Raw genomic sequence first — 24898 nt, 5'->3', positions numbered from 1 at the left:
AGAAAGGCTTTTATTTTTATGAAAATGAATATTAATTATGGTCATAACCCTGAAGATATAAAAAACTATTCAACTTCAGAATTAAGAGATCAGTTTTTGGTAGAAAAAGTATTTGAACCCGGAAAAATCAATTTGACCTATACTTTTAATGATCGAATGATTCTTGGCGGAGTAATGCCAACTGATAAGCCATTGGAAATAGTTCTAGATAAGGACTTAGGAGTTGACTACTTTTTGCAAAGACGTGAATTAGGAATTATTAATCTAGGAGGCGATGGTGCATTAGAAATTGATGGTCAAAAAGAACAAATGACAAAACATGATGGCTTTTACATTGGTAAAGGAAATAAGCATGTGGTGTTCACTTCTGCTAATCCAAAAGAGCCGGCAAAATATTACGTAGTATCAACACCTGCTCAAAAAACGTATCCTAATAAAAAATTGTTATTTAAGAATGCACTTAAGAAACGTTTAGGTGATCAGGAGCATATGAATAAGCGTACTATTTATAAATATATTGATGCCAGCCAGATGGATACCTGCCAATTACAAATGGGGTATACAGTTCTAGATAGTGGCTCAGGCTGGAATACAATGCCTGCGCATACTCACGCCAGACGTATGGAAGCTTATTTATATTGTGAGTTTGCTTCACCAGATACCCGAGTGTTCCACATTTTGGGTAAGCCGCATGAAACTAAGGAAATTGTTATTAGAAATGAACAAGCTGTAATCAATCCTAGCTGGTCAATTCACTGTGGAGTCGGAACAGCAAATTATGCTTTTATCTGGGCTATGGCTGGTGAAAATCAAACTTATGATGATATGGATACAATTCCAATGGAAGATTTAAATTAAAAGAGGACAAAATGGAACAATCAAAAGAAGAAATTAAAAATAACGAAAAAGCATTAGATAAATTTAAGATGAGCTTTTTTGATCTAACAGGAAAGGTTGCCGTTATTACTGGTGGTAATACAGGATTAGGTCAAGGTTATGCCGTTGCTTTAGCAGAAGCAGGAGCCGATATATTTATTCCTACTTTCGGTACACTTGAATGGGATAATACTCGTGCAATGATTGAAAAACGCGGCCGTAAAGTAGAGTTTATGGATGTTGACTTGACTAAGCCAGGCGTTCCTCAACAGGTAATAGATAAAGTACTAGAAACTTTTGGTCATATTGATATTTTAATTAATAATGCAGGTATGATTAGACGTAATCCTTTACTAGAATCAAAAGACGAAGATTGGGACAAGGTTATTAATATTAACTTGAATGCAGTTTACCATATGTCAATGGCAGCAGCTAAGGTAATGGCAAAGCAAAAGTCCGGAAAAATTATAAACATTGGTTCTATGCTATCCTTCCAAGGTGGTAAATTTATACCATCATATACTGCTTCAAAGCATGGGGTTGCAGGACTTACTAAATCTTTTGCTAGTGAGTTAGGTGCTTACAATATTCAGGTTAATGCTATTGCACCAGGCTATATTAAAACAGCTAATACCGCCCCAATTCGTGCTGATAAAGATCGCAACAAGGAAATTCTAGATCGTATTCCAGCTGGTCATTGGGCAGAACCTTCAGAATTGATGGGAGTGGCAGTTTTCTTAGCTAGTGCTGCTTCAAATTATGTCAATGGTATTATTTTACCAGTTGATGGTGGTTATTTAGTAAGATAGGATACTATGAAGCGGCTTAAATGCCGCTTTTTTATTGGTGAAAATAATGGAGTCTCAAAAAAATAAAGTTTTAACGGTAGGTGAGCCAATGATTGTGTTTAGCTCTAGAGACATAGACCAATCATTGATTGATTCTGAGAATTTCACAACGTTTCCTTCTGGTGCAGAGCTAAATGTCGCTGTTGGTCTCGAAAAGTTAGGAATAAAAACGACATATTTATCAAATGTGGGTAAAGATCTTTTAGGCAAAAAAATTGTCAAATTTATGCGAAAGCAAGAAATAGATATAAGATATTTGCGACAGGATGAGGAATGGCCTACGGGATTTTACTTTAAGGAGTTAGTGTCAAAGGGAGATCCGCAAGTTTCATATTGTCGTAAAAATTCTGCTGCTTCACATTTGTGTTGTGCAGACCTGGCAAAAATTAACATTTCAGATTTTCAGGCAGTTCATGTGACAGGTATTTTAGCTGCGTTATCAACTAGTACTTTACATTTAACTGAAAAGATTTTGACTGAAGCTGAAAAACAGGAAGTTATTAGTTTTTTCGATCCTAATATTCGCATGTCTCTTTGGCACGATAAAGAAAAAATGATTAGAGTCCTCAATGATTTATCATTTCAGTCTAAAGTTGTTCTGCCTGGAAGCAATGAGGGAAAAATATTAACTGGTACTTCTGATCCAAAAGAAATTGCTAGTTTTTATTTAAGTAAAAGTGATATCACAAAATTAGTAGTTGTTAAATTAGGAGCTAAAGGTGCCTATTACCAAACTAGCAGCGGTTCTAGTGGATATGTAAAAGGATATCATACAGATAAAATAGTTGATACTGTTGGTGCTGGAGACGGTTTTGCAGTGGGACTAATCTCAGGCTTGATTTCTGGCTTAGAAATAAAGCGATCTGTAAAAAGAGCTTGCGCAATTGGCTCGTTAGCTATTCAGTCTCGTGGTGATAACGATGGCTATCCTAATGTAAGTCAATTAGAACAATTTATGAGGAAAAATAATAAATGCGAATAAAGGTTAGCTTAAAAGATGCAGAAGATAAGGTATTATTGGAACAAATGCAAGATGATATTACAGTTCTTGTGTTTAAAAAAAGATATCAATTGGGGGATTATTATGAAATTGAATTAGAAAAGCCTAATTCATATATAGTTGTTCAGCTTGATCCTATTTTAAATCCAGCATTAATATATATTCAGGGCAAGCACTGGCGGTATAATATTCCCTTTAATTTTCAACGCTACCCTGCTATGGCAGATGGTTCTTTTGGAGGGATTGCTCATTATGCCTACGTCCGAGAGGCAACAACAGAAGAAATATTAAGAGAACAGAACCTGGCATATAATTCACACGATCAGCACCAAAATAGTGGAGCCTTTCCTCATGTTACTGCCAATGCAGAGACCAGAAATGAAGATGCCTTTTTAGCTAAAAATGTGATTGATGGTTATTTAGCAAATAAAGGACACGGTCGGTTTCCTTTTCAGTCATGGGGAATAGACCAAAGAGATGATGCTGAATTAAAATTAGATTTTGGCCGTGAAGTGTTGGTTAAAAAAATTGGTATTCTTTTGCGTGCGGACTTTCCTCATGATAATTATTGGACTAAAGCAGATATTACGTTTTCTGATGGAGCAACTATAACATTAAATTTAGAAAAGACAGATAAAATTCAGTATTTTTCCGTAGTAAAAAAGAAAAGCAGTTATTTAAAAGTCAACCATTTGTGTAAGGCTGCGAATGGTAGTGAAGCTTTTCCTTCTCTAAGTCAGCTATTGGTGTGGGGAACGAATATCAATTAAATAGTTATTGTATTTCGGCTGATTCATTTTTTCTTTAAATTAATGAATCAATAATAAGTCAAAAACTTATTTACTTGAGTGAAAAATTTGGAGAAAATATTACTTTTAAAAATTAGTTGAATAAATCTAGTTAATACCATTAAGGGTTTTCTCTTAATGGTATTTTTAATCTCCTATTTCATTTTTATTATTTATAAAACACTAAAATCAAATTGCAATGAACCGCTTTCTTTGATAAACTTTAAGTGGTATCAACCAGTTAATTGAGGAGGGGGTATTAATGGAAAAACCACTTTATCGACAAGTAATTTTAGACTTAGAAAAACAGATAAAAAATATGAAACCTAATGCCAAATTACCTAGTGAACGACAACTATTGGTTAAATATGGGGTTAGCCGTAATACAGTTAGGTTAGCACTTCTGGATCTTGAAGAACGGGGACTGATTTATCGTCTTCATGGTAAAGGTACTTTTGTTTCAAGTACTTTTCTTAATCAGCCTAATATTGGAGGGATGTACTCTTTTTCAGAAGAATTAAAACGAACTGGTCAGAAGGCTTCAACTAAAAATCAAAGTTTAGACTTGATTATCCCGGATAAAAATATTGCAGCACAGCTACATTTAGGACCGACAGAAAAAACATACAAGCTTGTACGTTTGCGTCTTGCTAATAATGAGCCGCGAATTTTCAGTACGTCCTATTTACCGGAAAAAATATTCCCTGAACTTGTTATTGATGATTTAAAATCTAAGCCACTCTATACTGTTATGAAAGAAAAATACAACCAAATTAGTGTAATGGCTTTTGAAGATGTTGAAGCGGTTTGTCTTAATTCTGAAGAGAGTAAAAATTTGGCTGAGGAAGTCGGCGCACCGAGTCTAAAAATATTTCGAAAAACTATTAATGATAAAAATGTACCAGTAGAGTTTACAATTTCTTTGGCTAGAGGCGATAAATTCGTTTATCGTTCACGTCAATATAATGATTTATCTTAGTTATATAAGGAAGGAAAATAATTATGTTTTCAAAAACAGATGCAGAATTAGAAAAAATGGGCGCTAAAATTACTACTCGCGAAATTGAACAGCAGCCTGAATTATGGGGACAAACATGGTCAATTTATCAGAATAACAAGGCGAAAATTACCGAATTTTTAGACGAAATAAAGCAAAAATGCGGCAAAGCCAGAGTTATTTTCACTGGTGCCGGTACTAGTGCATATGTTGGGAATACGATTATGCCATATTTACAAAAGCATGGTGACAGAACAAGGTATGACTTTGAAGCTATTGATACTACTAAAATTGTCTCTACTCCGGAAGATTATTTGGCAAAAGATACTCCTACAATTCTGGTATCATTTGCTCGCAGTGGTAACTCACCGGAATCTGTAGCAACTGTAGAGTTAGCTAAAAAGTTAGTTAAAAATTTATATCAAATAGCGATTACTTGTGCACCAGAAGGCCACTTGGCACAAGACTTAAAAGGTGACCCTTCTGGATTAGTTTTATTAATGCCGGAAAAGTCACTAGATCAGGGATTTGCCATGACAGGCTCATTTTCCTGCATGAGCTTAATGGCACTGCTTGTTTTTGATACATTGTCAGATGAGCAAAAAGAGCAGATTGTTAAGCAAATTGCACAGATGGGTAAAAGCGTCATTGACCGTGAAGATGAAATTCAATCTTTAGTTGATACTGACTTTAATCGTATTACTTATATAGGAAGTGGCAGTTTAGGAGGTCTTGCTGAAGAAACGCGACTTAAGATTTTGGAATTAACTGCAGGAGAAGTGGCAGCACTATTTGATACATCAATGGGCTTACGTCATGGCCCTAAGTCATTTTTGGACAAAAAGACAATAGTTTTTGATTTTGTTTCAAATAATACTTATACCAGACAATATGATTTGGACATTTTAAACGAAATTAAAGATGACGAAATTGTACCGCTAGTGATGGCCGTGGGGCAGGAGAAAGAAGGACAAAACTTCTCAGGTAAATCATTTACGTTTGCTGAGAAAGAATTGTTGCCAGATGCATATTTGGCTTTACCCGATGTAATGTTTGGTCAAACAATTGCTTTGTTAACCTCAATCAAAGTTAATAATAAGCCGGATACACCTTCTCCAACAGGCACGGTTAATCGTGTGGTTAAAGGAGTCACAATTCACGAATTTCATTAATATGCTTTTGTTGTTATTGAAAAAAGTATAACTATGTTTTCAAAAAAAGGTATTTTAAATATACCAAAATATATATTGACAAAAATTGGTTGGTACCTTAATATTAGGGTTGAAAGCGTTTTTGTTAATATTTAGATTTCCTTAAAAGATATGGAGGAAGAAATATGAATATTGTAGGAGCGAGAGTTGATGAACGCTTGGTTCATGGTCAGGTGGCAAACTTGTGGACACCTCAGTTGCAAGTAGAACGGATTATTGTTCTTGATGAGAAGGCAGCTAAGGATGACATCCAAAAAAGCGGCTTGAGAATGGCTACACCTATGACTACTAAGCTAAGTGTTTTACCAACTGAAATAGCTGCTGATCACCTGAAGAAAGAACGTTATGGCAAGCAGAGACTGTTTTTGGTAGCTAAGAAACCAGATAAGTTTCTTGAATTGCTTAACATGGGTATTAAGCTGGACACAATCAATGTTGGTAACATGTCTAAACAAGATGATACTACTGAATTGACTAAGCAAGTTAATATCAATGAGCATGAAGCCGATATTTTTAGAGAGATTTCTGGCAAAGGCGTTAACTTAATTGCCCAATTAAATCCTAGTGTTGAGTCACGGGATTTAATGAAATTGATTAATGAAAAGATGAAGTAGGAGGAGAAAAATGGCTTGGTGGCAAATATTACTGCTTACGTTGTATGCAGGATTAGAAATTTTAGATGAATTGCAAATTTATTCATCATTAAACACACCAGTTGGTGCTGGGTTGATCGCCGGTCTGATCATGGGAGATCTGCCTACCGGTCTGTTTATCGGTGCATCAATGCAGTTGACAGTTTTAGGTATCGGTACTTTTGGTGGTGCTTCAAGAATTGACGCTACTACCGGTACAGTTTTGGCTACAGCATTTTCAACTAGTATTAAAGGTATGAGTCCTCAAACAGCTATTTCTTCAATTGCTGTTCCAGTTGCTGCTATTATGATTGAATTGGACGTTTTGGCAAGGTTTGCCAACACCTACTTTTCACACAGAATTGATCATTTGATTGATCAAGACAAGATTAACTATAAGGCAGTTGAAAGAAATGTTTTATACGGTGCAATTCCGTGGTCACTTTCACGTGCTGTTCCTGTCTTTATCGCATTGGCCTTTGGTCAGGGATTAGTACAGCAGATCGCAAATGCTTTAAATGGAGATCTGTTATGGCTTGGTAATGGTTTGACTGTTGCTGGTGCCACATTACCAGCAGTTGGTTTTGCTGTTTTGCTCCGGTACTTGCCAGTTAAGAGACATGCAGCATATTTGATCTTGGGCTTTACAATTACGACATTGTTCTCAGTGCTCTTTAGTGGAATGCAAGCTTTGGGTACAGGCTTAACAGCTGTTAACAAAGGCTTCACTACTATTTTCAATGGCTTGCCAATGCTTGCAATTGCAATGCTTGGATTAGCTCTTGCAATTTTGCATTACAAGAATATTCCGATAAATAAAGGTACTGCTCAAGCACAAAGTACAGAAGGTCAAAGTAATAATGCAAGTTCAAGCTCTGATGACGATGAAGGAGAGATTACTGATGACGAACTCTAAACCTAAATATAAATTAACTGAACAAGACTTCAATCAAATTAACCGGAGATCTTTGTTTGGTTTCCAGTTAGGCTGGAACTATGAAAGAATGCAGAATAGTGGTTATCTATACACTATTTTGCCCCAATTGAGAAAAATTTATGGCGATGATACTCCAGAGTTAAAGGAAATGATGAAGACTCACATGCAGTTCTTTAACACTTCTAACTTCTTTAATACAATCATCACTGGTCTTGATCTTGCCGTAGAGGAAAATGAGGGTGTTGAAGGAAAAGACACCGTTACTGGTATTAAAGTTGGTTTGATGGGTTCATTTGCCGCAATCGGTGACTCTATCTTCGCTTCTTTAATTCCAACTATTTTTGGTGCTTTAGCTGCTTCAATGGCAACTCAAGGAAACCCAGTTGGTGTTATCATTTGGGTTATTGCCTGCCTTTTGATCTGTGTCTTCCGTTGGAAGCAACTTCACTTTGCTTATGACAAAGGTGTTTCTCTAGTTACTGACATGAGAGACCGCTTAAACGCTTTAACTGATTCCGCTACTGTTTTGGGTGTATTCATGGTTGGTGCCCTTGTTGCTACTATGGTTAACATTAAGTTTGCCTGGGCACCTCAAATTGGTAAAGTTACTATGAATGTTCAAAATAATTTGGACATGATTCTTCCTAAATTATTACCAGCAGCTGTTGTAGGCTTTGTTTACTGGCTTCTTGGTAAGAAGGGTATGACATCAACCAAAGCAATCTTTATTGTTTTAATACTATGTATTGTTTTAGGTGGCCTTGGAGTTATCGCTAAGATATAATTAAATATAGTAATTGCTTTAAGTAAAGCTGATAGTATAAAGTATTAAATAGAAAGATAAAGTATGGCAGAAAAAGAATTAATTTTAATTAGTCATGGCAAAATGGCTGAGGGCGTAAAAGCCAGTGCCGAATTAATTATGGGCGAACAAGAGCACGTACATACGGTATGTTTGCTTCCATCTGAAGGTCCTGATGATTTTAAGAAAAAATTTGAAGAGCAGATTTCAGGAATGAATATCGAAGATATTACTGTTTTCGCCGATTTAATGGGTGGAACTCCGGCAAATGTGGTTAGTCGTCTGATTATGGGTGGTCAAAAAATTCACTTAATCTCGGGAATGAATTTACCACTGGTAATTGAATGGCTCAACAGTCAAATGAGCGGTGCAGAATCCGATTATGTGACAGCAGGTAAAGCTGGTATCGTTGATGTCACTGCAATGTTGGCTAAAATGAAAAAATAGCATTTAAATAAAAAAATAGCGTCTAGTTCTAAACAAAGAGACTAGGCGCTATTTTTGGCTTTTATTTAATTTAAAACAGTATTTGAATAGTTTCAAGTGGTGCTAAAGGCTCATCTATTGAAGCAATGCCATTTTCAACATTAATATGAATTTTTGTCTTCTTAACTGAATTACCAACTTTTCTAACTATCGTTGCCTCATTACTTACAAGTGGTGCTGCCAGATGCCATTTTATTTGCTGGTAACCATCTAATGTAAAGTTAGCGAGCCAAGCTTTTTGACCATCGTTTTCAACCAAGAGCTTAACATTAGGCATTCCTATTAAGTAGTCTACAGGCTTAATACTGTCAAGCATTTGCTGGAGCAGTCCCTGCTTATACGTAATAAATTGGGAATCCCAACCGTGGCGTGGATCTTGATCCATAGGTAAAACAATAATATGTTGATCAATAACAGCCATAACGTTGCCCAATTTTTCATCAATCGAGTTGTACGCAAATGACCATACGTTTACATCACTTTGAGGCTGATATTCAATTTTTAAATAATTACCAGTATGTTGCAACATTGTTATTCGTGGATTTTTGACGCCATCAACAATGTGTCCGTCGGCTTGTTCAAAGGATTGATAATTGGTGCGAACTGGATGCCACTCAGCATTTTTAACGTGCAATAAGTTACCCAGATTGCGGTCAAGCAAAACTTGCACGCTCTCGCCATCAAGCAATACCAAATTCTTTTTGAGCAATGCTGTAATCTGGTCATTTGCCAGATTACGTAAAAGTTGCCCGGAAACAGCAATAATTTCGTTTTCTAATGAAGTTTTTTGATTAACAGGTAAAATGCTTGTTGCAAAACTAAAAGCTCCTAATAGACTAGCCCAGTTTTTTTCGTGGGGCAAAAGTTCTTCCACGTTTTTGCCGGCAGTAGTTTGTAAGTGATAACTGGAATCTTGATCAACCAGAACTTTAATCCCTCTTAAATGATCTAGCGGCAGGCGATTTTCTAATAGTTGATTAACGAATGGCTTGATGTCAGCAAGCATTTCAGCGTAATGCCAGCTTTCATTGATACCATTACCCATCATGTCATATAAGTTGAGTAGGATTCCCTGACTTCCGATTAAAGCAGCAGTGATAATTTGAAATGCAGTAAATGCATTTGATTTGACTAGAGGGGAATACATATAACTTTCTAATTCAGGGTAAAATTCAGCATTTTCTCCTAAAAAAGCAGCGGTAATACGAGTATACTCTTCAAAATTTCTACCATATGCTAGAGGCGCAACTTCATTGTAAGCAGGTAGGTGGGGCCGAGCCACCTTGGGATGACCTTCACCAGCTAAAGCCTTAAACAATTTTTCCCAATCACGACCTTCTAGAGCGTGCCAGTCAGGGTATGAAGTCATCTGTGCCAGATCTGTTTCGGGACTGACTTCATGAACGGCTTGCTCAATTAGATGTTCATTTTCAATCATTTCTTGACGTGCTTGATCCAGGTAAATTTGGCGCTCCTTAGTGGGTTTTCCCGGTTGCAACATCTTTTTAACAAATTCAGCACGTGTTTCTTTTTTGCCTAATTTTTCATTATACAGTTGCATATGATAGTCGCAGAAACACATCAATTTTAAAGGGGTGTGATTATAGTGGCGAAAATCGTCTTCTAACCATAATCGACGGGGATGTATGCTGGCATACTGAGCATAAGTGGCAGCCAAATATTTGCGCCATGTAGGATCAGCAGGACAAGCCATATCCTTAGCCTTATTACCATCAATGTCAACAAAAGTATTGAAACCAATCTCAGGATTAACCCGATAGCCCCGATCGGAGTGCATAATAGTTGTCCACGGGTTTAAACTAGTAGTTACACCTATATCAGATAATTTCTTTTGTAAAGGCTTAATGGCATCTAGCCAGACTTGTGTTTCTGCTTTAGTTAAGTGACTGTGGTTTAATTCTTCCCCATTTATGAAAAAGGCTACATCATCAATTCGGCCTTTTTTAACAAAATCAATTAATTTTTCGTCTTTTGCTGGCGTATTTGTTCTTGGATCCAGCATATATCTTAATGTATAAATAAATGTCATATTATTGTTCCTATATAAAAATAACTGTATATCTTATCTTAATTCTAGCATAATTTAAGGCTGTATACCTTGAGTTTTAAGTAGAAAGACAAATAAGTGGTTGGACAATAATTTTGTGTATAACTATTTATCCTCACCCTGATTTAGCATATAATCAATCCTATCAAACATTTCTAATTAAGATTAATTTTCTTTTAATATGAAGGAGGAGAGCACTATTAATAAAAATGACCAAAACCAAGTAACCGATTTTAGTAACTTGAAGTTGCAAGCTATCACTAATGTGACTAAGCAATCAGGTTATTTTGAAATTAACTATCAAAACGGGCTGACAGCTCGCCTTTATATCTTGGACTCAACAACATTCAGATTATATATTGATCCGACTCAAAAGTTTCAAGAACCAGAACAATCTGAAGCTGGCTTACATGCTCAAATTTTTGTGAAAGATATTTATGATTCTTGCGGTATGAATGGTGCCAGTATTCGTGTAACCAATACCGGCTGGCAAATTGATACGGGCATAATTGAAATTAATTTAAACAGAAACTCAGCTACTTTAGGCGTCACTAAAAACGGTAAGACGATTTTTCAAGAAGCAAAGCCAGTTGAATTGAAGGATTCATTAACAGTTCAAACCCTAGTTGATTGCAATAGTAATTACTTTGGTGGAGGTACGCAAAACGGGCGATTCACACTCGCTGGAGAAAAAATTGCAATTGTTAATACCAATAACTGGGTTGATCAAGGTGTAGCATCTCCTAATCCCTTTTACTGGTCAACGGCTGGTTATGGCGTGATCCGTAATACTTTTAAACCCGGACATTACGATTTTGACAACGCTTCTAACAATAAAATTACGACTGCTCACGAAGAAAAACGCTTCGATGCTGTCTATTTCTTTGCGGATTCGGCTTATGAATTGCTCAGTGCTTATCATCAGTTAACTGGCCAGCCGGCTTTAACACCAATTTTTGGTTTTTATGAAGCTCATTTAAATGCTTATAACCGTGATTATTGGGTAGAAGTTAACTCTAAAGAAAAGGGTGCTATCAAATATCCAGATGGTAAGTATTACAGGGAGTATCAACCAAAAGATTTACCTGCAGAATTAAAGCCAAAGTCAATTAGGGAAACGCTGAACGGCGAACATGGCGGGGTTTCCTATCAATTTAGTGCCCGGGCAATGCTTGACCAGTACCTTGAGCATGATATGCCTATAGGTTGGTTTTTGCCTAATGACGGCTATGGAGCTGGTTATGGGCAAACGGATACTCTAGCAGGAAATCTTAAGAACTTAGCGGAGTTTGTCAAATATGCTAATAGCAAAGGCGTGCAAGTAGGATTATGGACGCAGCAAAATTTAGCACCAGTTGATCCTGAAAATCCTAAGCCGGATGATCGCGATTTTGAAAAGGAACTAGTTGCCGGAGTAACTGCACTTAAGACGGATGAAGCATGGGTTGGCCATGGTTATTCGTTTGGGTTAAATGCCACGCAAAGTACAGCTAAAATGATTGCTAAAATTAAAGGCGATCAGTTGCGGCCGTTTATTATTACAGTTGATGGTTGGGCAGGAACGCAGAATACTAGTACAGTCTGGACAGGAGATGAAGTTGGTGGCGAATGGGAGTATATTCGCTTTCAAATACCAACTTATATCGGTGAAGGATTATCGGGCCAACCTAATGTTGCTTCGGATATGGATGGTATTTTTGGTGGGCAAAACCCGATTGTTAATACTAGAGATTATCAGTGGAAGGCCTTTACACCAATTCAGCTGAACATGGATGGCTGGGGCAAAAATCCTAAGAATCCATTTGCGTTTGGCGGGATCACAACTAAACTGAATCGTGCTTATTTAAAGCAGAAATCAATGTTGCTGCCGTATGTTTATAGTATTGCTGCCCAGGCAACCTTTACTAGTAAACCAATGGTACGTGCCATGTTTTTGGAGTACCCTAACGTTCCAGAATTTTATACAAATTTGGTCAGGTACCAGTATTCATGGGGAGATAATTTCTTAGTTGCTCCAATTTATCAAAACACTACCAGCGATGAAAAAGGAAATGATGTCAGAAACGAAATCTATTTGCCTGATAAAAAACAAATCTGGATTGACTACTTCACTGGTCAGGAATATCAAGGTGGACAAGTAATTAACAATTTTGCCGCTCCATTGTGGAAACTGCCGGTATTTGTTAAAGCCGGAGCCATTATCCCGGTAGCACCAGCAACTAACACGCCGCAGGAATATCTCAACTTAAAAAAGATGCGGCAATTTGTGATTTATCCCAGTGATACTAGCAATTTTAATGTCTATGAAGATGATGGCTTCTCTGCCCAATATAAGCAAGATAGATATGTCCAAACTGAAATTAGCAGTAGTTTACGGGGCTCCAGTTTGACCATTAAAATTAATAAAGCTCAAGGTACTTATGCAAAGTTTGACCCTGAAAAGACAACTGAGTTAAGCATTAAAACTAATAAAGTACCAAGGACAATCGCAGTTCTGATCGGTAATAAAGAAGTTCATTTAACTGAAGCAGAAAATTTAGCGGATTTTCAAAAGCATGATAATTGCTACTATTTCGATCAGCATTATCTGACAAATCCATATTTAGCAGAATTTAGCGCAAATTTGGAGCAGACATTTTTAAGGATAAAACTGCAACAGACGAATGTGTGTCAAAATGAAATCACTGTTGAGATTACAGGCATCGCTTCGACAGCAGTACCAGTTAATGAACTGCCGCTAAAAAATGAGGCTCTAATAGTTCCAGCTAATTTAACACAAAATGATCAAAAAACCACCTCAAATTCTATTACAGTATCTTGGCAGCCAGTACCTGGCTGTGACAGTTATCAGTTAAAAATCGATGGTTTGCTATATTCTAATATTGAAAAAACAGATTTTACGTTAAATAACTTGAAGCCTGAAACGACACATACTTTTCAAGTTAGAGAAATTAAAGAACTGACAGCTTCTTCTTGGGGAGCAAAAATTATTTGCAAGACCAAGAAAGCCGTTAGCTCTAAAAAGAAATAATTTGGTATTTAAAGTAAATTTTTTCTAGATTATTTGTAATTGTGAAAAAGTTTACTAAAACTTCTGCTTTTCTTTAAAAGGCTAAACTATCAGTATATAATAATAATTGTGCGATTAAAGATAATGTTAAAGGAGATATATAATGAAAACAATTTCTGCAGCAGTTGCCAAACATATGGAAAACTTGTCAACTACTGATGGTGTAATTAGTGCTTTGGCAATTGACCAACGTGGCTCTTTGAAAAAGATGTTAGCAGAGGCTGCTAATAAACCTGCTGATGAAACAACTATCGTTGATTTTAAAAAAGCAGTATCTAGTGAGCTGACCCCATATGCTTCATCTATTTTGACTGATCCAGAGTATGGCTTACCAGCTACCAAAGTTAGAGATAAGAATTGCGGATTATTACTTTCTTATGAAAAAACCGGTTATGATACTACTGAACCAGGAAGAATGCCTGACTTAATTGCTAATCAGTCCGGATTAAGAATTAAAAATGAAGGCGGAGATGCCATTAAGTTTTTAGTTTATTATGATCCTGATGAGGGCCAAGAAATTAATGATAAAAAGCAAGCTTTTGTTGAAAGAGTTGGTGCAGAAGCTAAGGCCAATGAGTTACCTTTATTCTTAGAAGTTTTGACTTATGACGCTAACATTCCTGACGCCAAGAGCGAAGAATTTGCCAAGGTTAAAGCTGACAAAGTTTTGCAGACAATGAAAGAATTTTCAAAGCCTGAATATGGTGTAACTGTCCTTAAAGTTGAAATTCCGTTTAACATTAAATTCGTCGAAGGCTTTAACGGTGACAACAATGTTGTTTATACTCAAGAAGAAGCCAAGAATCTGCTTAAAAAGCAGTCTGAAATAACTGACTTGCCTTATATTTTCTTATCAGCTGGTGTAACCAGTGAAGAATTTATCGCTGAAATTAAAATGGCTGAAGAAGCTGGAGCTGACTTTAACGGTGTTCTTTGTGGTCGTGCTACTTGGAAACCAGCCATTAAACCGTTCGCTGCTGAAAGTGAAGAAGCAGGTAGAAAATGGTTATCTACTCATGGTAAAGAGAATATCGAAAACTTAAATGAAGCTCTTAAAGGTGCAAAATCCTGGCGTGATAAGCTGGAAGTTGCTGAATAACTGAATTTCTCAAACTTAAAAAAGCTTTCTATACTATTTTAAAGTATAGAAGGCTTTTTATTTGCTCTTATAAAAATCACATCTAACCGAATAAGCGTCACAAAAGATGCGCGTCATTATTTGCAGTGGCAGGCGTGATCTAACCTCATATTCAGGAAAATAGTTAGTTTTTGATTTGTAGCCAGTGAAAATTAAAGTGGAGAAAGGCAAAATACTGCCTGATGAGTTAGTTGTAAATGTCAAAATTGGAACATCATTTTTATTTAAGGTTTTAGCTGCAGTTACTAATTCCTCAGTTTCTCCATTTAAGGTAATAAAAATTGCTAACGAATCCTTCTTAATCTTGCTGGCAATTGTCTTGATAATATTTGGATCTGAGTGAAATTCACAGTATTTTCCGGTTAATTGTAATTTGACCATCATTTCGTGAGCAATTGATTCAGACAAACCACGAGCAAAAATAAAAACGATTTTAGCTTGTTTTGTCAATGAAATACTATCTTCGATTGTGCTATAGCTCAAATTGTGCAGCGTGTTGTTCATTTCAATTTCATTTTTAGTAATGACGCTTCTGATTTTATCATCAGCATCATTTAGCACACTGAAAGTAGAATTTGAATTGCTTTTTAGTTTCAAAGTTTCACGGTAAGAGGTGTAACCACTATAGCCCATCTTTTGCATGGTGCGTACAATTGTTGCAGTCGAGACATTCGCGAATTGACTTAACTTTACTATTGACATATTAGCGATCTTTTGGGGATTATTTTCGACTATATTCCAAAGATGCAATTCTGCTGCTGAGAGTTCTTTTGTTGACATTTAAGTGCTCCTTTTGTAAATATTTTTCTTTTTATTATAGTAAACGCTGTCAATTCAGAAAAACGTTACACATATTTGTCTTTATAATAATACAAAAGGCAAAAAAAGGGAGAGAAATCTTTGATTTATACAGTAACGTTGAATCCAGCAATTGATTTAGTAATTGTCACTAAGAAGCTGGAACCGAAGGTAGTTAATAGAACTGAAAAATTTGAATTACAACCTAATGGCAAAGGGGTCAATGTTTCATTTATCTTAAAGCAACTAGGTATAGATAGTGTGGCCACAGGAATTGGTGGTGGCTTTACATTAGATTATGTCATTTCTGGTTTAGCAGAGAAGGGTATTAAAACTAATTTCTTAAAGGTAAAAGAACCTACTAGAGTTAATGTCTTTACGGATGTTTTAGACGAAGGTACAGAATACAAACAAGTTAATCCGGGACCAGTAGTAAGTTCAGATAAACAAGATCAATTTTTGGATTATCTTGAAAGCACAGTAACTAAGGATGATATGGTAGTTGTTTCCGGTAGTTTTTCTCGGGGTATAAAACCAGACTTTTTAGTCCAACTGGCTCAGTTAGTCCAAAAACAGGGGGCTAAATTTGTGATTGACAGTAGTTACCTAGAAGTAATTGATACTTTAAAATACCGGCCGTTTTTACTTAAACCTAATGATAGTGAACTCGCTGCCTTCTTCAATTATGAGGGTGAGATGACTGCCGCAAAAACGGTCGAATTGGCTCAGAAATTAATCAAATTGGGTTGTCAAAATGTTTTAGTTTCTCTAGGTGCTGATGGCGCTGCTTTTATTAATAAACATCATGTTCTATTTGCCAATGCTCCGCAAATACAAGTGGTTAATTCAGCTTGTGCCGGAGATACCATGTTGGGTACTTTTATTGCCTTTTTGGAAAAGAACAAACCAGTTAGTGCTGCTCTTAAAATGGCTGTTGCCGCGGGTAGCGATACCGCTAGTCGCACAGGACTGACAGATTTTTCTTTAGATGAGTTATTACCGCAAATTTCAGTGGAAGAAAGGATGAAATAAAGTGGCTAATTATGATTTAGTGGGTGCTACTGGTTGTGCAACCGGTGTCGCTCATACATTTATGGCAGAAGAGGCCTTAGAAAAAGCGGCTGAAAAGCTTGGTTATACTATCAAAATTGAAACACATGGTCAAACGGGCATCGAAAATAATCTGACTAGTACGGAAATTGCAGATGCTCAAGCAGTGATAGTTGCTTCTGATATTGATGTTGGCTTGGATCGCTTTGCAGGAAAGAGACTGGTTGTTGTTCCTGTTGCCAGAGGCGTAAAGGAACCAGATGCTTTAATCAAAAAAGCGTTGGCAGCTCCTATTTATAAAGAGGGTCAGGCAGCTGAAGATTCCACTCATGAAAGTGTAGGAAAGCAAAAGCTAGGCAACAAAATTTATACCTCTTTAATGAATGGCGTCTCTCACATGTTGCCGTTTGTCGTTGCAGGTGGTGTGCTAATGGCCATTTCCTTCTTCTGGGGAATTGATTCAGCAAATCCAAAAAGTAGCGAATACAATCAATTTGCTGCGATGCTAAATACAGTCGGCAGTACTACTATGAACTTAATGGCTCCAGTTTTAGGAGCTTATATTGCTGAAGCTTTGGCTCAAAGAACGGGTTTTGTAGTAGGCCTTTCTGCCGGTTTTATCACCTTCAACGGTGGCGGTGGCTTTTTGGGAGCCATCGTTGGTGGCTACTTAGCAGCAATTGTTGTTTTAGGCTTGCAGAAGCTATTTCAACCACTGCCAGATGATAAATTTAGAGGGTTGAAATCAATCTTTCTTTTACCTGTTCTCGGGGTTTTAATCACGGGATCAATTATGTATTTGTTAAATACCCCAATTAAAGCATTGAACGTTGGTTTAATGTCCTGGCTTAGAGGTTTTGAAAATACTAATCCTGCACTGTTAGGTATCATAATTGGCATCATGTGTGCGGCAGACTTTGGTGGACCAATTAATAAAGCGGCATACGTTACGGGAACCGTGCTGTTAGCACAAGGAAACTATTACTTTATGGCTGGTGTTTCTGCGGCTTGTATCGCTCCACCTCTAGCTACGGGCTTTGCGGTCTTAATGAATCGCAAAGCATATTCAAAGAGTGAAAGAGCTGCTGGCTATGTCAACTTTTTACTAGGATCAACTCATATTACTGAAGGCGCGATTCCTTTTGCTGCTAAACACCCATTATGGAATATTCCGGCATTTATGGTTGGTTCTGCAGTAGCATCAGTTTTAACTTACATAACGAAAATCAGTGTACCTGCTCCTCATGGTGGCTTTATTGTTTTGCCGTTAGTTAATAAACCGTTCTTATGGGTATTGTGGATTCTCATTGGAGCTGCTATTTCAGGAGCGCTGTTAGCTTTAATTGCCGGTAGATTTGATAAAAAAGATAAGCTGGCCGCAGCAGCAGAAACTACTGTTGCACCTAGCGAGGCCAATGTAACTAATCAAAATACTGAAATTAATACAGAAGCTTTTGAGCCCAGTGATATTCTTGAATTAAGGAACATTCAAGTTGGTGTTGCTGTTACTAGTCGTAATGATGCACTCAAATATCTGGCTGATTTTGCTGTCAAAAACCAATTAGCAAATGATAGTGATGCGGTTTACGATAGCTATCTTAAACGTGAAAAAGAAGGCTCAACTGGTATGACTGATGGCTTTGCAATTCCCCATGCTCAGTCAGCTGCAATTGCCAAGTCTTCAATGATAGTCTTAAAACTCAAAGAGCCAATTGATTGGCAATCTTTAGATGGCAAGAAAATTGATACAGTTATTTCTTTTTTAATACCAGAAACTGATAGCAATGCTCATCTGCAATACTTGTCAAATACTGCTAAATTGTTGACTCATGAAGACTTTATTGCAAGCCTTAAAAAGGCCAACACTCCTGAAGAAATTCAGGCTTTGTTTGAAAATAATTAATATACTAAAAAGAGTCTGGAAAAAAGTGCTCTTTGAAGTTAAATTAAAAAATTTCACAATTTAAAAAGACCGACAAATCAACGTTTTATTGACGTGATTTGTCGGCCTTTTTAGTTAGGTTAGAGTTTTTTTCCCAGTCTCTTTTTGTTTAAAGTTATAATTGCGCTATCTTACAAAAGTGCTTGCTGCTGGAATAGATTTGATAATGTGATATCGCCAAAATATAGCTAATGAAAATCTTCTATGACTAACAAGTTCAATTTTATCTTGCATAGACAATTTAGTCCCAAAATATTCCTCAAACTTGGGAGCAGGACATATCTGCTTTCTAGTCGTATTAACTTTTAATCTTCAATCTTTTTAGCTGCATTCAATGCCTTCATAATTGAAGGATTTTTTGAATGACAATCCTCAAGCATCTGTAAATCATTTTCATCTAATTTAACTTCATATTTACTCATTTTTCTTTTCCTTTCAGCTGAATATTAAATTAACTATAGCACTTTTGCAACAAAAATATTCAAAACTGGCTATTGTTTTTCATTTATGTTGCAAAAATAATCTATACTCGCTTAAATCTAAGTGAACAAACGCATGTTCTTGCTACTTACAACATTGCATTTTACCTTGCTATTATGGCTGTTTGTCAAATTAAATAACAGTTAACTTTGTGTTACAACTATGACATTTTTCATAAAAATGGTAACTAATTCTTAAAGGTTGAGTGATATTCCTGTTATCATTCTGCAATTTTACAGTTGTAGTATATATAACATCAAATTGATTATTAGTTTACTATTTTTGATTTGAAAAACATATTATGGATTTTTATTTAAGGAGAGAATTTTTTTGAAGGTAAAATCTATTTTAGTTAAATCAGCAGCAGTAGCAGCATTATCTGCTTCTGGAGTTGCAGTTATAGGCAGCGTTGCAACTAGCGACGTTCAAGCAGCTACCGTTGAAAATGATGCAGCAGTTGTAACTGTTAACTATGTTGATGGTAATTCAATTCATGTTTGGAACAGTTATAAACACCCTAAGGCTACTGGTCAAATTTTACCAAGTAATTCTTCTTGGAAAGTCATTAAGACTGCTTATGACAAAAAGGGTCACAAGTGGTACGACTTAGGCAAGAACCAATGGGTTAAGGCCAAATACGTCAATAAAGGCTATCATCCGGCAAATGAATCTCAAAATACAGCGGTAACCAGCAGTCAGACTGAAAACAGTACGGTTGCAAATAACACTGAGTCAACTTACGCTACTAATATAAATTACACTACTGCTTCAACTGACTCAGAAGCAGGAGCAAAGGCATGGATTGCCAGTCGTGAATCTGGTGGCTCATACAGTGCGCAAAATGGTCAGTACATTGGTAAATACCAACTTTCTGCCGCATATCTTAACGGCGACTATTCAGCCGCTAATCAAGAGCGTGTTGCTGACAACTATGTTGCTGGTCGCTATGGCTCATGGGCAGCAGCTAAACAATTCTGGCTTGCTAATGGTTGGTACTAATTAGTTAGTCTAAAGTTAAAACAGAATATTTATAAAAGTAAGCAGACACTAGTAGAAAACACTAGTATCTGCTTTTTTGATTTGAAAATTAATGGTTAACTGCATAGGTAAACTTATCGCTGCGGATAATTTCTTGAGTAATATGTAACGGAAAATTATGATCATCATAAACTAGATCTTTAATCCGCATTAATGGTGTTTTTTCGTCAACATTAAGTAAGAAGGATTCTTCTCTATTAGCGAATGCAATTTTAAAAGTCTTCTTTCCTTTTCCAGGATTAATGTGAAATTTCTTTCGTAAAATCTTGTACAGTGGCATATCAAGATCTTCATCTTTAATAGCACTATATTTAGGAGCCAGCCAAATCCATTCAAGACAGAAAGGAATATCATCGATATACCGCAAACGTTTAATTTCAATAATTTGTTGTTGGGCATTAGTTTGCAGAAATGTATTTTGCTCATCATCACCAGTAATACTCTTGATACTAATTAAACGATTGGAGATTTTTTTACCCGTTTTTGCAGCACTGTCTGTCAAGCTAGAAAACTTTTGATTCTGAGTTTCAATTTCGTTTCTTTTGTCGGACACAAAAGTTCCCTTGCCAGGAAGCTTAATTAAATAATTCTCATCACTTAATACTTTAAGAGCTTTTCGAACAGTGGTACGACTGACAGAAAACTCTTTTTGCAGCTCCATTTCAGAAGGTATTTTTGTGCCTATTTGATATTTATTTTCTGCAATTCTGTTTTTTACGATCTTTGCCAGGTCAATATATAATGGCATATGATTTTCTGATTTTTTTAACATGTTTTTTTCTTTCTTGAATATTATTATTTGTATTATAACAAAAGCTGATTGATTAAGCACCAGTATCTATTTTGTACCAAATAAAGATACTGGTATTTTTTAATATTCCCTTTACTTTATAAATAAAGCGCTTTATAATTTGTAAATGAAGATACATGTATCATTTTTAAATACAGGAGAGTAAAAATGAAGATACAAGATGAAGTTAAACAGACTGTCAAAAAAGCTGTTAACAAAATGGAACACGAAGGAGGTATTAAGCAAGTAATTTGGATAGGCGCCGGTGGTTCGTTCGGTGGCTTTTATGGCGCTAACTATTTCTTACATCAAGAATCAAAAAAGCTATTTTCCAGTATGTATACTAGTGGGGAATTTGTTTATGCTCCGCCAAAGAATTTAGACCAAAATTCATTAGTAGTTTTATGTTCTATGAGAGGAACCAGTGAGACGATTGATTCTGCTAAAGTTGCTAAAGAACATGGTGCAACCACTATAGCTCTATATGTTGATGAATCCGACTTGGTAAAAGTTTGTGATTTTAAAATAAAATATGAAAGTTTAGCTTTAGATGAAAGCAGGCTTGAGCGTGTAAATGGCAGTATTGGGTTATGCATAGCAATGAATTTGCTCCAAGAAGTTGAAGGCTATGATGATTTTGAAACAGCGATGAAGACTTTTGATTTACTTGATCCTATTTATCGTAAGGCAGTTGATTACACTACTCCTTTGGCAAAAGAATGGGCAGAGCTAAATAAAGATCAAAAAACTATTTATGTTATTGCCAGTGGTCCAGCGTATGGTGCAGCTTACGTTTTCTCAATTTGCAATATAGAAGAAATGCTGCAACTGAATTCACCAACCATTCATAGTTATGAATTTTTTAATGGTCCTTTTGAAGTTACAGATAAAAGCAAGTCAATTTTTCAACTATTGGCCACAGGCAAAACCAGGCCTGAAGATGAGCGTGCTCTTAAATTTGAACAACGGTTTGGCGGCAAAAAATTATATGTATTAGACGGTAAGGAAATAGGTTTAGATGATATCAAGCCCCAAGTTTCTCCGTATTTTAATCACCCGATTTTTTCATCTATTCTAAATAATGTTTATATGAGGGAACTTTCTTATGCTACCCACGAAAGCTATGAAACTCGTAGGTACATGTGGAAAGAAGATTATAAATAATCATTTTAGACGTGAAATGATTATAGGTGCTTGAAGCTTGTGTCATTATTTTTTAATAACAAATTTAGCGAAAACGCTTTAAAAAAATAATTTTTAAAATAAAATTTAATTATTTTTGAAGAAAGCATTTACGTGATCAGATTTTTATATTATTATATCAGGTATACATGTTAATACATCTTGTTAATATGCTAGTAAGTGTTTGGATTAGGGGTGAAGTTTAGTGAAAATAATTTTAGTTAGCCATGGCAAGCTTGCCAAGGGAATGAAAAATACTGTTGAAATGATCGCTGGTAATCAGGATAATCTTGAAGCATATGAAGCCTATAAAAATGGTACGAGTGATGATAGCTTTATTGGTGATATTAAGAATTCGCTTGATAAGGTTGGTGATCAGAAAGCAGTAATCATTACTGATGTTTTAGGTGGCTCAGTTAATAATGAGATGACCCAACTGTTAAAGGATCATCAAAATTTGACGGTGTTAACAGGCATGAATCTGCCTTTGGTTATAACTTTAGTTACTACAGCAGATTCCGGCCTAACCCAAGAGAGTATTGAAGAGGCTATTAACGAAGGACAGAAAGGAGTTTTGTCGATAAATAAGTTAATGACTGAGGATGACGATGAAGGAGATTTATTATGATAAAAGTAATTAGAGTTGATCACCGATTATTGCACGGACAAGTCATTTTTTCATGGACCAAGTTTGCGAATATCGAAAGAGTAATTGTAATTGATACAGCTACAGCAAATGATGATTTTAAGAAAATGTCCTTGAAACTGGCTAAGCCAGAAGATGTTCGTCTAAACGTTTTTAGCGTCGATAAAGCAATTAGTAAAATTGACCAGATTAAGGCACTAAAAGATAATATTATGTTGCTTTTTGAAAACGTAGCGGAATTGAGTAAATTTATTGCTGCATATGGATCTGTAGATGAAATTAATTACGGCTTAATTCCATCTAAACCAAATGCAAAACGCTTTAGTAATGCCATTTATTTAACTCCAGAAGAAGTTAAGCTTACTAAAGAAATGTGTGATAAGGGTATTAAGATCAGCATGCAACAAGTTCCTTCAGCTAATAAAGAACTTCTAAATAATATTATTTAGAAAGGGAGGTAAAAAATGTTTTGGAAAGCATTAGTAGTCGGCTTGGTTGGTGTATTCGCCATGTTCGACTCAAGATTGCTTGGGCGTGAAAACTTTGAGCAGCCATTAATAGTGAGTACACTTGTTGGCTTAGTACTGGGAGATGTTTCGAAGGGATTGCTGGTTGGTGCGACACTAGAGCTAGTTTCAATGGGAATAGTTCAAGTAGGTGCTGCCGTTCCCCCAGATATGGTTTTGGGGTCAGTCGTAGCTTCAGCTTTTGCTATTTTGTCACATACCAGTGCACAAGCTGCGTTAACTGTAGCTTTGCCAGTAGCCGTTTTGGGGCAACTGGTAGCCATAGTTATCAGAATGCTGTTTTCATCTTTTAATCAGTTAGTTGAAAATGCAATTGATGCAGGCAAATTCAGAAAAGCGCGAAGCTACCACATAGTATATGGACCAATTATTTATGGTTTGTTATATTTTGTTCCAGTATTTTTGGCAATTTTCTTAGGTACAAACGTTGTTACCAGTTTTGTTAAGATGATTCCAGATTGGCTAACTAATGGTTTAACTTTGGCAAGTAAGATTTTACCAGCATATGGATTTGCACTTTTGATGTCAACTATGATCGATAAAAAGAATGCAGTTTATTTGTTCCTAGGATTCTTTATTGCTGCATACGGTAAGATGACAGTTATTAGTGTAGCTATTTTTGCAGTTATTTTCGCTATTATTCTTAACAAATTTATGACTAATAACGGCAATAATAGTTCTGGATCAAATTCATCAGGTAGTGACGACCTAGATGATTTGGAAGAATTATAGGAGGACAAATTATGACCGAACAAAAGCATACAGATAAACAGCTACGTCATAGATTTTGGCAATTCTTCTGGAGATCGTGGGCTATTCAGACATCTTGGAACTATGAAAGTCAAATGAACATGGGTTTCATGTATGGGATGGCACCAACAATAGATGAAATTTATGGCGAAAAGCCGGATACACCTGAAAAACTCCAAAAGAAAAAAGAGGCATATCATCGTCATATGGCCTTCTTCAACTGTACACCACAGTTAACCTCGTTTGTTCTGGGATTATCTTCTGCAATGGAAGAAGAATATGCAGCCAATCCAGATACATTCGATCCTGATTCAATTAACGGTGTGAAAACTTCATTAATGGGTCCTTTATCAGGTATTGGTGATTCCTTCTTCCAGGGAACAATTAAAATTATTGCCTTTGGTCTGGGAATCAACATGGCTCAACAGGGAAACATATTTGGGCCAATTTTGGCAATGATTATTTCCATCATCCCTTCAGTTATTGTTACTTATTGGGGCGGTAAATGGGGTTATCTGCAAGGTAAAAAGAATATTCAGCGTCTTATTAGTAACGGTACCATTAACAGAATCATGTCTTTGATGAACGTAATCGGGCTAATGGTTATTGGAGCAATGGTGGCAACAATGATTGGGATAACGACACCAATTAAATTTGGTAAAACTTTTGTTTTACAAAAGACATTAGATTCAATTTTCCCACAAATGTTATCTCTTGCATTCACCTTAGGTATGTTTTACCTAATCAAAAAGAAGGTTAATACTGCTTGGATTATGGTCATCTGCATTTTTGGCGGTATTCTACTTAGCGTATTAGGTATTTTTAATTAGTTGTTAGTAATT

At 36.1% G+C, this 24898-nt stretch carries 23 protein-coding genes; 20 read left to right on the top strand and 3 right to left on the bottom strand.

Annotation, left to right across the window (positions count from 1 at the left end; all coding sequences use genetic code 11):
• Positions 1–12: 12 nt before the first annotated feature.
• The 10 genes from kduI (at position 13) to ACFQ32_RS08900 (ending at position 8538) form a co-directional block, all read left to right on the top strand.
• Positions 13–858, top strand: coding sequence for a 5-dehydro-4-deoxy-D-glucuronate isomerase (gene kduI, locus ACFQ32_RS08945; protein WP_379907137.1), 846 nt, complete (start codon positions 13–15; stop codon positions 856–858).
• An 11-nt stretch (positions 859–869) separates the two neighbouring features.
• Positions 870–1685 (top strand): 2-dehydro-3-deoxy-D-gluconate 5-dehydrogenase KduD, encoded by an 816-nt coding sequence (kduD, locus tag ACFQ32_RS08940; protein ID WP_046324407.1) that lies wholly within the window; start codon positions 870–872, stop codon positions 1683–1685.
• 46 nt (positions 1686–1731) lie between these two features.
• Positions 1732–2706 carry a sugar kinase gene (locus tag ACFQ32_RS08935; protein ID WP_046324408.1) on the top strand — a complete coding sequence of 325 codons (975 nt, stop codon included), beginning with the start codon at positions 1732–1734 and terminating at the stop codon, positions 2704–2706.
• Positions 2697–3494, top strand: coding sequence for a hypothetical protein (locus tag ACFQ32_RS08930; RefSeq protein ID WP_046324409.1), 798 nt, complete (start codon positions 2697–2699; stop codon positions 3492–3494). The genes ACFQ32_RS08935 and ACFQ32_RS08930 overlap by 10 nt, the downstream gene beginning before the upstream one ends.
• 280 nt (positions 3495–3774) lie before the next feature.
• Positions 3775–4491: a GntR family transcriptional regulator gene (locus ACFQ32_RS08925; RefSeq protein ID WP_046324410.1), complete on the top strand. Its 717-nt coding sequence runs from the start codon at positions 3775–3777 to the stop codon at positions 4489–4491.
• A 23-nt stretch (positions 4492–4514) separates the two neighbouring features.
• Positions 4515–5681: an SIS domain-containing protein gene (locus tag ACFQ32_RS08920; RefSeq protein WP_046324411.1), complete on the top strand. Its 1167-nt coding sequence runs from the start codon at positions 4515–4517 to the stop codon at positions 5679–5681.
• Positions 5682–5845: 164 nt separating this feature from the next.
• Positions 5846–6334, top strand: coding sequence for a PTS system mannose/fructose/N-acetylgalactosamine-transporter subunit IIB (locus ACFQ32_RS08915; protein ID WP_046324412.1), 489 nt, complete (start codon positions 5846–5848; stop codon positions 6332–6334).
• Between the two features lie 10 nt (positions 6335–6344).
• Entirely contained in the window at positions 6345–7268 is a 924-nt protein-coding gene (locus tag ACFQ32_RS08910; protein ID WP_046324413.1) for a PTS mannose/fructose/sorbose/N-acetylgalactosamine transporter subunit IIC, read from the top strand.
• Positions 7255–8073, top strand: coding sequence for a PTS system mannose/fructose/sorbose family transporter subunit IID (locus tag ACFQ32_RS08905; protein ID WP_046324414.1), 819 nt, complete (start codon positions 7255–7257; stop codon positions 8071–8073). Before ACFQ32_RS08910 ends, ACFQ32_RS08905 begins: the two co-directional genes overlap by 14 nt.
• A 63-nt stretch (positions 8074–8136) precedes the next feature.
• On the top strand, positions 8137–8538 hold the full coding sequence (locus tag ACFQ32_RS08900) for a PTS sugar transporter subunit IIA (RefSeq protein ID WP_046324415.1): 402 nt from the start codon (positions 8137–8139) through the stop codon (positions 8536–8538).
• A gap of 70 nt (positions 8539–8608) precedes the next feature.
• Here the strand turns inward: ACFQ32_RS08900 and ACFQ32_RS08895 are convergent, their stop codons facing one another.
• On the bottom strand, positions 8609–10627 hold the full coding sequence (locus ACFQ32_RS08895; RefSeq protein WP_046324416.1) for a hypothetical protein: 2019 nt from the start codon (positions 10625–10627) through the stop codon (positions 8609–8611).
• 199 nt (positions 10628–10826) lie between these two features.
• On the opposite strand from ACFQ32_RS08895, the gene ACFQ32_RS08890 reads away from it, so the two are divergent.
• Positions 10827–13676: a TIM-barrel domain-containing protein gene (locus tag ACFQ32_RS08890; protein ID WP_052724627.1), complete on the top strand. Its 2850-nt coding sequence runs from the start codon at positions 10827–10829 to the stop codon at positions 13674–13676.
• Positions 13677–13818: 142 nt separating this feature from the next.
• A complete protein-coding gene (locus tag ACFQ32_RS08885) occupies positions 13819–14814 on the top strand; it encodes a tagatose 1,6-diphosphate aldolase (protein WP_046324417.1) in 996 nt (331 codons plus the stop codon).
• Between the two features lie 57 nt (positions 14815–14871).
• Here the strand turns inward: ACFQ32_RS08885 and ACFQ32_RS08880 are convergent, their stop codons facing one another.
• Positions 14872–15633: a MurR/RpiR family transcriptional regulator gene (locus ACFQ32_RS08880; protein WP_046324418.1), complete on the bottom strand. Its 762-nt coding sequence runs from the start codon at positions 15631–15633 to the stop codon at positions 14872–14874.
• A gap of 120 nt (positions 15634–15753) precedes the next feature.
• Here ACFQ32_RS08880 and pfkB point away from each other — a divergent pair, with 120 nt between their 5' ends.
• The 3 genes from pfkB to apf all read left to right on the top strand — a co-directional run bounded on the left by pfkB (position 15754) and on the right by apf (position 20122).
• The gene (gene pfkB / locus ACFQ32_RS08875; protein ID WP_046324419.1) at positions 15754–16683 is read left to right on the top strand and encodes a 1-phosphofructokinase; all 930 of its coding nucleotides are present in this window, start codon (positions 15754–15756) and stop codon (positions 16681–16683) included.
• Position 16684: 1 nt separating this feature from the next.
• The gene (locus tag ACFQ32_RS08870; protein WP_046324420.1) at positions 16685–18604 is read left to right on the top strand and encodes a fructose-specific PTS transporter subunit EIIC; all 1920 of its coding nucleotides are present in this window, start codon (positions 16685–16687) and stop codon (positions 18602–18604) included.
• A gap of 849 nt (positions 18605–19453) precedes the next feature.
• Complete coding sequence (apf, locus tag ACFQ32_RS08865; protein WP_046324421.1) at positions 19454–20122, top strand: aggregation-promoting factor; 669 nt, start codon at positions 19454–19456, stop codon at positions 20120–20122.
• Positions 20123–20210: 88 nt separating this feature from the next.
• On the opposite strand, the gene ACFQ32_RS08860 is transcribed toward apf, so the two are convergent.
• Positions 20211–20933 carry a GntR family transcriptional regulator gene (locus tag ACFQ32_RS08860; RefSeq protein ID WP_046324422.1) on the bottom strand — a complete coding sequence of 241 codons (723 nt, stop codon included), beginning with the start codon at positions 20931–20933 and terminating at the stop codon, positions 20211–20213.
• Between the two features lie 186 nt (positions 20934–21119).
• Here ACFQ32_RS08860 and ACFQ32_RS08855 point away from each other — a divergent pair, with 186 nt between their 5' ends.
• The 5 genes from ACFQ32_RS08855 (at position 21120) to ACFQ32_RS08835 (ending at position 24886) form a co-directional block, all read left to right on the top strand.
• Positions 21120–22115 (top strand): SIS domain-containing protein, encoded by a 996-nt coding sequence (locus tag ACFQ32_RS08855; protein WP_046324423.1) that lies wholly within the window; start codon positions 21120–21122, stop codon positions 22113–22115.
• Between the two features lie 223 nt (positions 22116–22338).
• On the top strand, positions 22339–22761 hold the full coding sequence (locus tag ACFQ32_RS08850; protein ID WP_046324424.1) for a PTS sugar transporter subunit IIA: 423 nt from the start codon (positions 22339–22341) through the stop codon (positions 22759–22761).
• Positions 22758–23228, top strand: a complete 471-nt coding sequence (locus ACFQ32_RS08845; RefSeq protein WP_046324425.1) for a PTS sugar transporter subunit IIB — start codon at positions 22758–22760, stop codon at positions 23226–23228. The genes ACFQ32_RS08850 and ACFQ32_RS08845 overlap by 4 nt, the downstream gene beginning before the upstream one ends.
• 15 nt (positions 23229–23243) lie before the next feature.
• Positions 23244–24038, top strand: a complete 795-nt coding sequence (locus ACFQ32_RS08840; protein ID WP_046324426.1) for a PTS mannose/fructose/sorbose/N-acetylgalactosamine transporter subunit IIC — start codon at positions 23244–23246, stop codon at positions 24036–24038.
• Between the two features lie 11 nt (positions 24039–24049).
• The gene (locus tag ACFQ32_RS08835) at positions 24050–24886 is read left to right on the top strand and encodes a PTS system mannose/fructose/sorbose family transporter subunit IID (RefSeq protein ID WP_046324427.1); all 837 of its coding nucleotides are present in this window, start codon (positions 24050–24052) and stop codon (positions 24884–24886) included.
• The last annotated feature ends 12 nt before the right edge of the window (positions 24887–24898 follow it).

This window comes from Lactobacillus melliventris, from assembly GCF_042679465.1.
GTDB lineage: Bacteria > Bacillota > Bacilli > Lactobacillales > Lactobacillaceae > Lactobacillus > Lactobacillus melliventris.
This window is presented reverse-complemented; position numbering and strand designations above follow the sequence as displayed.

Coding starts and splice junctions, on each gene's coding strand:
- ACFQ32_RS08910 (WP_046324413.1), top strand. CDS start 6,345: ATGGCTTGGTGGCAAATATTACTGCTTACGTTGTATGCAGGATTAGAA.
- ACFQ32_RS08930 (WP_046324409.1), top strand. CDS start 2,697: ATGCGAATAAAGGTTAGCTTAAAAGATGCAGAAGATAAGGTATTATTG.
- ACFQ32_RS08905 (WP_046324414.1), top strand. CDS start 7,255: ATGACGAACTCTAAACCTAAATATAAATTAACTGAACAAGACTTCAAT.
- ACFQ32_RS08860 (WP_046324422.1), bottom strand. CDS start 20,933: ATGTTAAAAAAATCAGAAAATCATATGCCATTATATATTGACCTGGCA.
- ACFQ32_RS08885 (WP_046324417.1), top strand. CDS start 13,819: ATGAAAACAATTTCTGCAGCAGTTGCCAAACATATGGAAAACTTGTCA.
- ACFQ32_RS08935 (WP_046324408.1), top strand. CDS start 1,732: ATGGAGTCTCAAAAAAATAAAGTTTTAACGGTAGGTGAGCCAATGATT.
- ACFQ32_RS08920 (WP_046324411.1), top strand. CDS start 4,515: ATGTTTTCAAAAACAGATGCAGAATTAGAAAAAATGGGCGCTAAAATT.
- ACFQ32_RS08840 (WP_046324426.1), top strand. CDS start 23,244: ATGTTTTGGAAAGCATTAGTAGTCGGCTTGGTTGGTGTATTCGCCATG.
- ACFQ32_RS08835 (WP_046324427.1), top strand. CDS start 24,050: ATGACCGAACAAAAGCATACAGATAAACAGCTACGTCATAGATTTTGG.
- ACFQ32_RS08900 (WP_046324415.1), top strand. CDS start 8,137: ATGGCAGAAAAAGAATTAATTTTAATTAGTCATGGCAAAATGGCTGAG.
- ACFQ32_RS08925 (WP_046324410.1), top strand. CDS start 3,775: ATGGAAAAACCACTTTATCGACAAGTAATTTTAGACTTAGAAAAACAG.
- ACFQ32_RS08890 (WP_052724627.1), top strand. CDS start 10,827: ATGAAGGAGGAGAGCACTATTAATAAAAATGACCAAAACCAAGTAACC.
- ACFQ32_RS08845 (WP_046324425.1), top strand. CDS start 22,758: ATGATAAAAGTAATTAGAGTTGATCACCGATTATTGCACGGACAAGTC.
- ACFQ32_RS08855 (WP_046324423.1), top strand. CDS start 21,120: ATGAAGATACAAGATGAAGTTAAACAGACTGTCAAAAAAGCTGTTAAC.
- ACFQ32_RS08895 (WP_046324416.1), bottom strand. CDS start 10,627: ATGACATTTATTTATACATTAAGATATATGCTGGATCCAAGAACAAAT.
- ACFQ32_RS08915 (WP_046324412.1), top strand. CDS start 5,846: ATGAATATTGTAGGAGCGAGAGTTGATGAACGCTTGGTTCATGGTCAG.
- ACFQ32_RS08880 (WP_046324418.1), bottom strand. CDS start 15,633: ATGTCAACAAAAGAACTCTCAGCAGCAGAATTGCATCTTTGGAATATA.
- kduD (WP_046324407.1), top strand. CDS start 870: ATGGAACAATCAAAAGAAGAAATTAAAAATAACGAAAAAGCATTAGAT.